The organism is Chryseobacterium vietnamense (assembly GCF_031454475.1).
In the GTDB taxonomy this organism is placed as follows: domain Bacteria; phylum Bacteroidota; class Bacteroidia; order Flavobacteriales; family Weeksellaceae; genus Chryseobacterium; species Chryseobacterium vietnamense.
On sequence record NZ_JAVDQX010000003.1, the window covers coordinates 653,330 to 666,850 of the forward strand.

The window sequence follows — 13,521 nt, forward strand, 5'->3', positions numbered from 1 at the left end:
ACTTTTGAGTAATTTTGTTGGAAATTTAAAAATTAAAATGGGAAGAGCATTTGAATATAGAAAAGCTTCTAAAATGGCCAGATGGGATAAAATGGCCAAAACATTCTCTAAAATAGGAAAAGATATTGCATTGGCTGTAAAAGCCGGTGGAACAGATCCCGAATCTAATCCGGCCTTGAGAAGATGTATCCAAAACGCGAAAGGGGCTAATATGCCTAAAGATAATGTTGAAAGAGCTATTAAGAAAGCGAGTGGTGCAGACGCAGAAAACTATGAAGAAATCACTTATGAAGGTTATGGACAAGGTGGTGTTGCTTTTTTTGTAGAATGTACTACAAACAATACAACAAGAACTGTAGCCAACGTAAGAGCTGTTTTCAATAAGTTTGACGGTAACCTTGGTAAAAATGGTGAGCTGGCATTTATCTTCGATAGAAAAGGAATTTTTACCATAGATTTGGCGCAAATCAAAATGGATTGGGATGATTTTGAAATGGAAATGATTGACGGAGGAGCAGAAGATGTAGAAAAAGATGAAGAAGAAGTAATGATTACCACTGCTTTTGAAGATTTCGGTTCTCTATCTCACAAATTGGATGCGCTTGGAATTGAAGCAAAAAGTGCAGAACTTCAAAGAATTCCAAATAATACAAAAGAAGTAAACGCAGAACAGTTCAAGGCTAATATGAAAATGCTTGAGCGTTTCGAAGAAGATGATGACGTGCAAAACGTTTACCACAACATGGAAATTACAGAAGAGCTGATGAACTCTTTATAAAAAATAATATAGCATTCATATACAGTTAATTTTCAATTAGTTTCTTTGTACAAAACTATGAAAAGAAACGTTGAATTAGTTGTTATATCGGATGTTCATTTGGGAACTTATGGATGTAAGGCTAAAGAACTGTTAAGATATCTCAATTCTATCCAGCCTAAAACTTTAGTTTTAAATGGTGATATTATTGATATCTGGCAGTTTAAAAAGTCTTACTTCCCTAAACCTCATCTGAAGGTAATCAGAAAGATTCTTTCACTGGCTACCAAAAACACAGATGTCTATTACATTACAGGCAATCATGATGAAATGTTCCGTAAGTTTACAGATTTTGAACTCGGAAAACTAAAAGTCTGTAATAAAATCTGTCTGAATATAGATCAGAAAAAAACCTGGATTTTTCACGGTGATGTTTTCGATGCATCCGTCCAGCATTCCAAATGGATCGCCAAACTTGGCGGAAAAGGCTACGATCTCCTAATTATTATCAATAATGTTGTAAATTGGTTCTTGGAAAAAATGGGTAAAGAGAAATATTCATTTTCCAAAAAGATCAAAAACAATGTGAAGAAAGCGGTAAAATATATCGGAGATTTTGAACTTACAGCTTCTGAGCTGGCTATTGACAACCAATATGATTATGTAGTATGCGGGCATATTCATCAGCCGCAGATTCGTGAGGTTGTTAATAAAAAAGGGGCCTGTACTTATCTGAATTCGGGTGACTGGATAGAAAACCTTTCTGCGTTAGAGTATCATGATAAAGAATGGAGGATTTTTTATTATGATGAGCATAAACATTTACTGAAAGATGACGAAGCAGAAGAAATCCCGGAAATGGATAATTCAGCTCTTTTAAAAATTGTAACCAACTTTTCCTAAATGAAGATTTTGTATGCATTCCAGGGTACTGGAAACGGGCATGTGGCCAGAGCACAGGAAATTATTCCTCTTCTCAAAAAACATGCATCTGTAGATACCCTGATCAGTGGTCATCAATCGCAGCTGAAGGCTGATTTTGATATTAATTTTCAATACAGAGGTATTTCCCTTCTTTATAATAAAACAGGCGGTTTATCCTACCGAAAAACATTTACCGAAAATAAATTCTTGGAAGCTGCTAAAACAATCAGAGAACTTGACCTGTCGCAGTATGATTTAATTATTAATGATTATGAACCTTTGACAGGCTGGGCTTCCAAACTGAAAAAGCTTCCAATGATAGAACTCAGCCATCAGGCATCCATGAGTTTCCCGGAAACACCAAAACCGAAAAAAAAGGACTTTCTGGGTGAAATGATTCTAAAATATTACGTTCCAAGCGAAAGAAAAATCGGGTTTCATTTTGAAAATTATCATCCACAGATCAAAAAGCCTGTAATCAGAAGAAAAATAAGAAATCTTAATCCCTCCAAACAGGGTTATTATCTTGTTTATCTTCCCAGTTTTGCCGACGAGAATATTATTAAGGTTTTAAGAAAAATTCCTGTAGAGTGGAAAGTGTTTTCTAAATACAGCAAAGTACAGGTTAAAGTAAAAAATGTGGAAGTATTTCCTATAGATGAAAACCAGTATCTGAAATACTTTGAAGGCTGTGATGGAATTTTATGCAATGCAGGTTTTGAAAGTCCGGCAGAAGCATTATTTATGGATAAGAAACTATTTGTGATTCCTATCCATAATCAATATGAGCAGGAATGCAATGCATGTGCCCTTGATAAAATGGGAATTCCCAATTCCAAGGTATTAAATCTTCAGGAAATAATGGAATGGGTGGCTTCTGACCATCATCTGAAAGTGGATTATCCGGATGATATAGAAGATATTCTGGTGAATGAAGTTTTAATTCTTTAGAAATATATCGTCCACATCACTCATTCTCATCATGACGGATCTTGCATAGGAACAGTGCGGGTATACTTTCCAATTATTTTCTCTGGCAAACTTAATGGCTTCTTCCACTAAAAATTTTCCCATTCCTCTTCCTTCAAATTCAGGATGTACCAGGACAAAAGAGATAATGAATTTATGATCTTCAGGGAAAATAGTATAGGTAAGTCTTCCGACTTCTTTTATTTCGTTATTTAAAGTGATGACTCCGCCGTTTCCGGATTTATTGTTTTCAAATTTCATGATTCTGAACTTTATATTAAGGATACAAAAATTGAACCGTCCTTCATAAGCAATAACCTTTGGTTAATTGTTTTTAATTTGACCATTCATCTGTAAAGCAAATTGACTACTGACTTCTTTAATTATCTTTCCCCGTATAATAATTATAATCTTTGATGATTACACCGATAAACTGCCTTTCCGTCATTTTAGTAGGGTCTATTTCCAGCTTCAGAATGCTTTTGATTTTTTCGGACAGCTTACTGATGATCTGGCGGTCGTCTGCTTTCAGAGCTTTGGTATAATTGTCTTTGATAATTCTCATGTCATTATCACTTAAGGCAATTACCTGAGGAAAAGAAGGAACATAATTTTCGTGAATATTCTCCAGAATGGTATGGGAAATATTAATATTGTTCTTTAGAGAAATAACAGCTGTTCCGGAAGCAATGTCACCCAAACGCTGGTTGTTTTTAGAAACAATCATAGAAATAAGTCCTACTACTCCGGCAAATGAAACATCTACAATTCTGAAAACCCATCGGATCATATAATCTGCGAAACTGGCCTGATAACCGTCAATCTTCACTACCTTTATTTTCATAAGCTTTTTACCGGGTGTCTGACCTTCCATCAGGCTTTCCAATACAAGAGGATAAATATAAACAGGAAAGGTAAGGACAAGATATACAGCGCGTATTGACCAGCCGTCAAGTCCGTCCAGAAGATATCCCAAATCAAAAATATTGAAGAACAGATACAGGATAATTACTACGTAAGCAATCCTGATCAGAAGATCAATAATGAAGGCAAGCATCCTTTCTCCTACACCAGCAATATTAAAATTAATATTTACATTTTGTGAGGTATTTATCGCAATTTGAGACATATTTTTTATTATTTTAGCCTTAATAATTATGAGAGAAGTTTATTTCATTAAACAAAATAAAGAAAAATGGTTGGGAATCGAACAGGTTATTCAAGGGAAAATTAAAAAAAATCCTGATGACCTGTCTTCACTGTATATAAACCTGATCAACGATCTTTCTTTTGCCCAGACTTATTATCCCAAAAGCAATACTACCGTTTATCTGAACCATTTATCTGCCCAGATTTTTCAGAAGATTTATAAAACAAAAAGGGTAGAGGAGAACAGACTGATTTATTTCTTCAAAACCGAAGTCCCGCTGCTGATGTATCAGTACCGGAGATATCTGATGTATGCTTTTCTTTTTTTCATCTTATTTACGTCAATCGGAGTACTTTCTGCTATTTATGATAAAAGTTTTGTGAATATTATTCTTGGCGAAGGGTATGTGAATGAAACCGTTGAAAATATTAAAAATAATAATGCTGTAGGGGTTTATCAGAGTGGAAGTACATGGGGTAGTACAATCGGGATTATTTTTAATAATATTCAGGTAGGAGCAAAATTGTATATTTACGGTATTGCCGGAGGAGTGGGAACATTGTTTGCACTGCTTTCCAATAGTGTGATGCTGGGTGCTTTTCAATATTTTTTCTATGATTATGGTGCATTGAAAGACAGTGCAAGAGGAATATGGCTTCACGGAGTTTTTGAGATATTTGCAATGGTAGTGGAAGCAATGTGCGGATTGATTCTGGGAGCTTCTATCTTATTTCCGAGAACATTTTCAAGATTTAATTCGTTTAAAAAAGGATTTAAAGATTCATTTAAGATATTTTTGAGTACGGTTCCTTTCACCATTTGTGCAGGGATTATAGAAGGATATGTCACCAGACATGCATTGAAGATGCCTTTAATATTGAACCTTATCATTATTTTTGGCTCACTGGCAATTATCGGATACTACTATTTTGTGTATCCATCTGTTGTTTACAAAAAAACTAATAAACACATCAATGATACAATTTTATAAAAAAAGAGACTTTGGAACTTTTATCAGTGATAGTTTCAATTTTTTCAAATTATACGGGAAGAATTATTTTAAAAACTATATTCTGATCAACGGTTTGCTTTTGATCTTAATGGTTACCGTCGTAATTTTCGGCTATAAGGAACTTTTTTCACAGATATTCGGATCAAATCTTGGAGGCGAAACCTATTATTTTGAACAGTATTTTTCAGAAAATTCCGGAATGCTGATTACGGTAGGATTGCTGACTTTCCTGCTTTTTATGATTCTGATGATTGTTAATTACCTGTATCCGGTTTTTTATTTAAAAAGAATCGCACAGGGAGCAGAAAAGATAAAAGCGGATGAAATTCTTGGTGACTTTAAAAATAATGCCGGAAGAATCGGAAAACTGTGTCTGGGAATGATCTTTATCGTTACTCCGGCCATTTTATTTGTGGTAGGTTTTTCTTATCTCCTGATTTTTATTATTATCGGGTTGTTTTTGATATTGCTTCTGTATCCCACGATATTCAATTTTACTACATTTCTGATGTATGATTATTTTAATTCGGACAGAGGTTTCTGGGGAAGTCTGAGCTATGCTTTACGCTCTCAGTTTTCTTATCCGAACGGAAGTGAAAAATCACCTTACTGGAAATACTGGGGCTCTGCCTTTGTGATGTTTATTATTATTTACATTGCAACATCTATATTCACATTTATTCCGATGATGTTTTTTTATGGATCATTGCTTACCTCTACACCGGATGGCAATTTTGAACAGAATCCTTTTACCGGAACTGCAGGAATCATTTTTTTCGTATTCTATGGAGTTTCCATGTTACTTTCATTTTTCCTTTCCAACCTGATGTATGTGAATGCAGGATTAATGTATTATGACAGCCGAACAGATCTTCACCAGAAAGTTGAACTTGCAGAAATAGACACGATTGGGATCAATGAATAGAATTCTTTTTTTCATATTGCTTTTCTTCTCCCTTGGGCTGGTTCATGCTCAGGACGATAATCCTACTTCTGATGATCTGGTAGATTCATTATATACAACCGGGCATTACAGGAATATGCTGCGTGCAGATTCTGTACTGATGAAATATCCGGTATCGGAGAATGAAGTGTACCCGAAAACATTTAAAGAAAATATTCCGTCAAGATATAAAGGCAATGAATTTGATTATTCCGTTTCAAAGCCGAGAGAATCTTTCTTTCAAAAGCTGATGCGGAAGATCAATCAGATCATACAGGGGATCTTTGGAGATACGGCACTCACGAAGTCGGCAGAACTTACTACTGTTCTTATCAGACTGTTTGCTATTATTCTTGTTGGATTTCTGCTCTATTTCATCATCAGATATATTATGGGAAAAGACGGGAATTTTATTTTTGGTAAAAAGAATAAAAAGCTGGATCTTAATGTGCAGGAACTTCATGAGAATATCCACGAAATCAATTTTCCTGAAAGTATCTCAAAATTTGAGCTTGCAGGTGATTACCGTTCCGCAGTTCGCTATCAGTTCCTGTTTATTCTTAAAAAACTGAGTGATAAAAAACTGATCAACTGGAATCCTGAAAAAACCAATAAAGATTATGCCCTGGAACTGAAGGCTTCTCATCTGAAAAATGATTTTTCTAATCTGTCTTATATTTTTGATTATGTCTGGTATGGTGAGTTCAATATTGATGAAGAAAGCTACCGGAAATTTAAAAACCAGTATCAGACATTTAAACCATAACAATAATAACCATGAATAAAACTTTCAAAACATATGCTGTAATTTTCGTCATTGTGATGATTATTTTGGCATTGCTTGAAGTTAACAAAAAAGAAACAACAGATTGGCGCAAGAATTTTGATAGTAATGAAAAATCTCCGTTTGGGCTGTTTGTTTTTAATAATGAAGCCAAATATCTTTTTAAAAATAATCTGAAGAAGATTGAACAGGTTCCTTATGAATATTACAGCCAGCACAAAAAAGGAGCTCATAATATTGTAGTCATTGAAAATAACCTTGACGGTGAGTCGTGGAAAAAAATCCTGGCTCAGGTATCTGAAGGCTCAGACGCATTTTTGATGGTAACCCGTATGCCTAAAGAAATTTCAGACAGTATCGGATATTATGATTCTGAAATCTCGTTTGAGGAAGAAAATGTTCTCAAACTTACCGACAAAAAATTTCAGAATGATTTTATTAAGCTGGATAAATTTCCATCAGGAAGAGGATTTTCATTCATAAAACCGGGAGTAGAAGTACTGGGAAAAACGGTTGAGAGAAAGAATACGGATCAGGCGAACTTTATCAAAGTAAAGTTTGGTAAGGGATACATCTATGCTCATGCTGAACCTCTTTTCCTGACGAATTATTATCTTCTGAAACCGGGAAACGTAAAATACGCGCAGGATGTATTCTCATATCTTCAGGATAGGGAAACCCTCTGGTTCGTATCAAACAAAAGTTCTGAATCACGCTTTTTCATGAGATTTATACTGTCAAACCCGGCCTTAAAATATGCATGGTGGGTATTTTTAGGCGGTCTGGTTCTTTTTATCTTCTTTAATGCCAAAAGAAAACAGAGAATAGTTCCTGTAACAGAACCGCTGAGAAATACTTCCCTTGATTTTGTAAAAAGCATTGGAAATCTGTATCTTCAGGAAGGTGATTTTCATGATATGATGGCCAAGAAGGCACAGTACTTCCTGAACAAAGTAAGAATGGACCTGTTGATAGATACCCAGAATGTAGATGAAGAATTTGCTAAAAAATTACATCTGAAAACTGGTAAACCCGTAGAAATGATAGGTGAAGCAATAACACTTATCAAAAAAGCCCAGGATCCTTATGCCAGCGTAATGAAAGAAGACCTTACAAGGATCAATAAGCTCCTTGATGAAATACTTAAATAATATAAAAATATAATAACCTAATGATGTAGTGTTGATCAATGCTATAATCAGTGTTCAGAGAAGGGATACAATTATGCATTCATACATGATTAGAATGATAAATTAAATTTTATTATGGAAAATTTTGATAACCCAAATATAGAAAACCAAAGCTCTATCAATCTCAATAAACAGGAGGAGCAGTTTCAGTCCAGAATTGATATGATTGAACTTCGTACAAGCCTGGAGAAAGTGAAATCTGAGATCGGAAAAGTAATTGTTGGTCAGGAGAAAATGATTGAACATCTTTTGGCAGCATTACTTTCCAATGGCCACGTTCTGATTGAAGGCGTTCCCGGAGTCGCGAAAACAATCACTGCAAAATTATTAGCCAAAACCATTGACGTAGGCTTCAGCAGAATTCAGTTTACACCTGATCTTATGCCTTCTGATATTTTGGGAACATCTGTATTCAATGTGAAAAACTCAGAATTTGAATTTAAAAAAGGACCTATCTTCTCCAATTTCATCCTGATTGATGAGATCAACAGATCACCTGCCAAAACGCAGTCTGCATTATTTGAAGTCATGGAAGAAAGACAGATCACAATGGATGGTACGCGTTATAAGATGGAAGAACCTTTCCTTGTGATAGCTACTCAAAACCCTATCGAACATGAGGGAACATATAGGCTTCCGGAAGCACAGCTGGACCGTTTTTTATTCAAAATCAATGTAGGATATCCTAATCTTGAGCAGGAAATAGCGATCATTAAAAACCAGCACGAAAGTAAAAAAGAAGATAAAACAGAAGGAGTAAACCGGGTTATCACAGCTGAACAGCTGAAAAACTACCAACATCTGGTAAAAGAAATTATTGTAGAGGCCCAACTGATGGAATACATTGCTAAGATTATCATCAATACCAGAGAAAATCAATTCTTGTATCTGGGAGCGTCTCCAAGAGCTTCACTAGCGCTTCTTACCGCTTCAAAAGCATTTGCTGCTATAAGAGGAAGGGATTTTGTAACTCCTGAAGATATTAAAGAAGCAAGCTACGCTGTTTTAAGACACAGAGTCATCGTATCTCCGGAACGAGAAATGGAAGGACTTACAGCAGACGAAATTATCCGCCAGATTTTAGAAGGAATAGAAATACCGAGATAGGTTAGCAGAGAGTAGAGTTTGGATTATAATTCCTAAAACCTATCATCTGCAACCTGCAACCTAACCAATGAAAAATTTATACATCAATACACGTTTCTTTTTTACACTCATCGGAGTGGGGATTCTGTATGTCCTGGCATTTTTCTTTCCGGTGCTCATGTGGGCAGCCCATATTGCACTCCTGATTTGCTTTCTGGCAGCAATGGTAGATTTTCTGTTGCTTTTTAATCAAAAGAATGCATTACAGGTCCAGAGAATTCTGCCGGAAAAACTGTCCAACGGAGATGAGAATTTTGTGAAAATTGATATCAAAAATAATTACAGCTTTACCATAGCTACTAAAATTATTGATGAAATTCCGTTCCAGTTTCAGAAAAGAGATTTTCTGATTGAAAAACAGATCGCTTCAGGAGCGAACACGTTTTTTCAATATTCATTAGAACCTAAGGAAAGAGGAGAATACCATTTCGGAGGACTGAATATTTATGCATCTTCACCATTGGGATTGATCTCAAAAAGATTTATTTTCCAGAAAGATGCTATGCTGCCTTCTTATCCTTCCTTTATTCACCTCAGAAAATATGAGCTGATGGCCATTCAGAGTGAGTTTTTATTGGGCGGAATCAAAAGAGTGAGAAAACTGGGACACACTATGGAGTTTGAGCAGATCAAAGAATATGTACCCGGAGATGATATCAGAACGATCAACTGGAAAGCGACATCGAAGACAAACCGTTTAATGGTTAACCAGTTTCAGGATGAAAAATCACAACGTATTTTTATGCTGATTGATAAAGGAAGAACCATGAAAATGCCTTTCAACGGATTAAGCCTGCTTGATTATTCCATCAATGCAACCATGGCATTGTCTCATATTATTTTGAGAAAAGGAGACAGAGCCGGGATGATGACCTTTTCCAAGAAAGCTGAAAATAAAATTGCTGCTGATAATAAATCCGGACAGCTGAAGAAAATCTCCGAAGCCCTTTATAATATTAAAACAGATTTCTTTGAAAGTGACTTCAACCGTTTATATCAGGATGTAAAATATTCCATCAATCAAAGAAGTTTAATTCTGCTTTTTACCAATTTTGAAACATTGGACGGACTGAACAGACAGCTGAAATATCTCCGCGGAATTGCTAAAAACCATTTATTGGTAGTTGTATTCTTCAAGAATTCAGAGTTACAAACACTGATCAACAAAAATCCTGAAAATATGCAGGAAATCTATGATGAGATCATTGCTGAAAAATTTGAGTTTGAAAAGAAACTGATCATCCAGGAACTTCGTAAATATGGAATCTATACCGTTTATACACTTCCGGAAAATCTAAATATCGATGTTATCAATAAATATCTGGAGATAAAAGCGAGAGGAATTTTATAACTTTGCAGAAGCAATAAGCAATAAATAATGAAAATTACACTTAACAGAATAAACGACGATTTTTTATTTGAATGTACCAATGCTCAGGGAAATTCTATTCTTTTGGATAATACTTCCCAGCCGGGAGCCAAGGGAGTTTCCCCAATGGAAAGTGTACTGATGGCAGTAGCCGGATGCAGCGGAATTGATGTCGTTTCTATTTTAAAGAAGCAGCGTCAGGAAATCAAAAGTTTTCAGGCAGAGGTTGAAGGAGAAAGAGTACAGGTAGAAGATGCGAAACCTTTTAAGTCAATTACCGTTAAATTCCTTTTGGAAGGAGAGATTGATCCTAAAAAAGCTCTGAAGGCTGCAGAACTTTCTTTTGAAAAATACTGTTCCGTATCAAAAACATTAGAACCGAATGTAGAAATCGGATACGAAGTCTATGTGAACGGAGAAAAAATATAATCTCTGATATAAAAACAGCAAAAGCCGGATGAATCATCCGGCTTTTTTATTACTCATTACTGATTATTTATTACTCATCTAAAAGGTAAGTCTTGGTTTTATCAGTTTCGCTACAGTGGCAGTCCATCCTGTTTGGTGGGAAGCTCCTACACCACGGCCGTTATCTCCATGAAAATATTCGAAGAAGGTAATATAATTTCTGAAATGTTCATCATAATTGAATTTTGGATTCCCTCCGTTGAAAGCTCTTTGTCCATGTTCATCCTTTAAAAATAGAGAACAAAGTCTTTTGCTGATGTTCTGGGCTACTTCATCAAGATTTTTCTTGTCGCCGCTACCTGTTGGAAGTTCTACTTTCAGGCTGTTTCCATAATAATAATGGAAGCGCTGCAGGCTTTCCACAATCAGGAAGTTGATAGGAAACCAGATGGGTCCGCGCCAGTTGCTATTTCCGCCAAACATACGGCTGTCACTTTCTGCAGGGGTGTAGTAGACCATATTTTCCGTTCCATGCACAGAAAATACAAAAGGATTTTCTTCATATACTTTGGACATCGCACGGATTCCGTAAGAACTCAGGAACTCATTTTCATCAAGCATTCTGGACAGGACCTTTGTCAATCTGTTTTTGCGGAGTATGCTCATCAGGTGTTTTCGTCCGTGCCCTTCTTCGTCCCAGTGGGAAACCAGTTTCGTTAATTCCGGCTTATTTTTTAAGATCCATTCCATTCGGGTTCTGAAATTAGGCATTTTTTCCAATAAGCGATGGTCCACGATTTCAACAGCAAACATAGGAATCAAACCAACAATACTTCTTAATCTCAAAGAAACACTGTCTCCGTTTCCAAGCTGCAATACATCATAGAAAAATCCGTCTTCTTCATTCCACAGCCCTTTTGTGCCTTCGCCCAGATTTTCCATTGCCTCAGCGATATAAAGATAATGTTCAAAAAACTTGATCGCCATATCCTCATACACCTGATAATATTGGGCAAGTTCCATTGCAATACGCATCATATTTAATGCATACATGGCCATCCAGCTGGTTCCGTCTGCCTGTTCGAGGTGCTGGCCGTCCTTTAAAACCATATTACGGTCAAAAGCTCCGATGTTATCAAGACCAAGGAAACCTCCACCGAAAATATTTTTCCCGTTTTTATCCTTCCGGTTGACCCACCAGGTAAAATTGAGCAGGAGTTTCTGGAATACTTTTTCTAAGAATAATAAATCCGGCTTTCCATTATTTTTTTCATCAATTTTAAAAACACGGAAGCACGACCATGCATGTACAGGCGGATTCACATCGCTCATATTCCATTCATAGGCAGGGAGCTGTCCGTTAGGATGCATGTACCATTCTTTTGTAAGAAGTAAAAGCTGTCCTTTGGCAAATTCTGCATCAATGATGGAAAAAGGAACACAGTGAAACGCCAGGTCCCACGTTGCATACCACGGATATTCCCATTTATCAGGCATGGAAATAATATCTTTGTTGTGAAGATGGTTCCATTCCGTATTTCTTACATATTCACTGAAATTTCTTGGTGCTTCAAAATTCGGATCACCTTTCAGCCACTTTCCGATATTATAATGATAAAACTGTTTGTTCCAGAGAAGTCCGGCAAAAGCCTGTCTCTGTACATTTCTTTCATCTTCGTTAACGGTATCACTCTGAATTTCCTGATAAAACTCTTCAGCTTCAGCCTGTCGGGTATTAAAAATTTCATCAAAGTTTTCAAATGGGTCATCATTTTCCTCAGGACTTAATCTGAATTCAAAAATTTTAGATTCTCCTGCGCCTACCATTTCATCAATCAGAAAAGAAGCTTTTGTTCCCCTTTTTTCAGGATTTACCGTATTTGTCTGATGAATAATATAGTTATTGATTCCGTCTTTGAAATAGGTATTTTCAACTGCTGGAGCTCCATACAGTTTTGAAGTATTGGTTTCATTATCACAAAATACACATTGTGCATTTGAATTTCTGGAATACAGCTTTTTGATCGAAATACTGTCGTGGCCAATGGTAATACTTCCGTCATGGGAAGCACTTAGCTCTGCCTTGTAAGTATTATATCCCCATTTCCAGTTGTTTCTGAACCATGCAGTAGGCGCCACTACAATGGGAGCTTCACGCTGGCTTCGGTTGCACACTGTCACTCTGGCCAGAATATCGTTGTGATCAGCTTTACAGTATTCAATAAAAATATCAAAATATTCGTCATTATCAAAAATCCCGGTATCGAAGAGTTCATATTCCGGTTCCTTTTTGCTGCGTCTTCCGTTTTCCGTAAGAATATCATCATAAGGAAACTCGTTGATCGGGTATTTATACACCATTTTCATATAGCTATGGGTAGGTGTATTATCCAGATAATAAAAGATTTCTTTAATGTCTTCCCCATGATTTCCCTGAGGGTTGCTCAATCCGAAGAACCTTTCTTTTACCATTTTGTCTTTCTTATTCCAGAACGAGAAAGCAAAGCATAAGAGCTGCTTTACGTCAGAAATTCCGGCAATACCTTCTTCGCCCCAGCGGTAGGCATAACTTTCGGCATTATTATGATTGGTAAAATTCCAGGCATTCCCGTTCGGGCTATAGTCTTCCCGTACATTTCCCCACTGCCGGTTGCTTACATAAGGTCCCCAGTTTTTCCATTTGGTATCTTGTAATCTATCTTTTTCGGCGGTCATATGGCATCATTTTTCAATACGAAGTTAGTTTTTTTGAAAAGTAATTCCAATTTTTTTCATCTGAACAATTATTAATATGCTTTTGGAACACTTGTATTTAAGGGCTTTTTTAAATATTAAAATAATTTTTTTTTGAAATTAAAAGAAAAGAACT

Annotated in this window: 13 protein-coding genes; 10 read left to right on the forward strand and 3 right to left on the reverse strand. The window is 36.1% G+C overall.

The annotated features are described in order from the left end of the window. The first annotated feature begins 37 nt into the window (after positions 1-37). The 3 genes from J2786_RS17035 to J2786_RS17045 are packed head-to-tail and all read left to right on the forward strand — an operon-like array spanning position 38 to position 2,632. A complete protein-coding gene (locus J2786_RS17035) occupies positions 38-778 on the forward strand; it encodes a YebC/PmpR family DNA-binding transcriptional regulator (RefSeq protein ID WP_034694756.1) in 741 nt (246 codons plus the stop codon). Positions 779-835: 57 nt separating this feature from the next. Then, entirely contained in the window at positions 836-1,660 is an 825-nt protein-coding gene (locus tag J2786_RS17040) for a UDP-2,3-diacylglucosamine diphosphatase (RefSeq protein WP_047427700.1), read from the forward strand. Then, complete coding sequence (locus J2786_RS17045) at positions 1,661-2,632, forward strand: glycosyltransferase family protein (protein ID WP_047427703.1); 972 nt, start codon at positions 1,661-1,663, stop codon at positions 2,630-2,632. It abuts the gene before it with no gap. On the opposite strand, the gene J2786_RS17050 is transcribed toward J2786_RS17045, so the two are convergent. Then, positions 2,621-2,911: a GNAT family N-acetyltransferase gene (locus J2786_RS17050; RefSeq protein ID WP_047427706.1), complete on the reverse strand. Its 291-nt coding sequence runs from the start codon at positions 2,909-2,911 to the stop codon at positions 2,621-2,623. The genes J2786_RS17045 and J2786_RS17050 overlap by 12 nt on opposite strands. Positions 2,912-3,029: 118 nt before the next feature. Next, positions 3,030-3,779, reverse strand: coding sequence for an RDD family protein (locus J2786_RS17055; protein ID WP_047427709.1), 750 nt, complete (start codon positions 3,777-3,779; stop codon positions 3,030-3,032). 28 nt (positions 3,780-3,807) lie between these two features. Here J2786_RS17055 and J2786_RS17060 point away from each other — a divergent pair, with 28 nt between their 5' ends. The 7 genes from J2786_RS17060 to J2786_RS17090 all read left to right on the forward strand — a co-directional run bounded on the left by J2786_RS17060 (position 3,808) and on the right by J2786_RS17090 (position 10,673). After that, a complete protein-coding gene (locus J2786_RS17060) occupies positions 3,808-4,791 on the forward strand; it encodes a stage II sporulation protein M (RefSeq protein ID WP_047427712.1) in 984 nt (327 codons plus the stop codon). Then, the gene (locus J2786_RS17065; protein WP_047427715.1) at positions 4,775-5,737 is read left to right on the forward strand and encodes a DUF4013 domain-containing protein; all 963 of its coding nucleotides are present in this window, start codon (positions 4,775-4,777) and stop codon (positions 5,735-5,737) included. The genes J2786_RS17060 and J2786_RS17065 overlap by 17 nt, the downstream gene beginning before the upstream one ends. Beyond that, entirely contained in the window at positions 5,730-6,521 is a 792-nt protein-coding gene (locus tag J2786_RS17070; protein ID WP_047427719.1) for a hypothetical protein, read from the forward strand. The genes J2786_RS17065 and J2786_RS17070 overlap by 8 nt, the downstream gene beginning before the upstream one ends. 11 nt (positions 6,522-6,532) lie before the next feature. Beyond that, entirely contained in the window at positions 6,533-7,690 is a 1,158-nt protein-coding gene (locus tag J2786_RS17075) for a DUF4350 family protein (protein WP_047427722.1), read from the forward strand. 114 nt (positions 7,691-7,804) lie between these two features. Beyond that, positions 7,805-8,836 (forward strand): AAA family ATPase, encoded by a 1,032-nt coding sequence (locus J2786_RS17080; protein ID WP_052186807.1) that lies wholly within the window; start codon positions 7,805-7,807, stop codon positions 8,834-8,836. A 67-nt stretch (positions 8,837-8,903) separates the two neighbouring features. Further along, the gene (locus tag J2786_RS17085; protein WP_047427725.1) at positions 8,904-10,226 is read left to right on the forward strand and encodes a DUF58 domain-containing protein; all 1,323 of its coding nucleotides are present in this window, start codon (positions 8,904-8,906) and stop codon (positions 10,224-10,226) included. 27 nt (positions 10,227-10,253) lie between these two features. After that, complete coding sequence (locus J2786_RS17090) at positions 10,254-10,673, forward strand: OsmC family protein (RefSeq protein ID WP_047427729.1); 420 nt, start codon at positions 10,254-10,256, stop codon at positions 10,671-10,673. Between the two features lie 78 nt (positions 10,674-10,751). Here the strand turns inward: J2786_RS17090 and J2786_RS17095 are convergent, their stop codons facing one another. Continuing rightward, the gene (locus tag J2786_RS17095) at positions 10,752-13,367 is read right to left on the reverse strand and encodes an MGH1-like glycoside hydrolase domain-containing protein (protein ID WP_047427732.1); all 2,616 of its coding nucleotides are present in this window, start codon (positions 13,365-13,367) and stop codon (positions 10,752-10,754) included. Between the last annotated feature and the right edge of the window lie 154 nt (positions 13,368-13,521).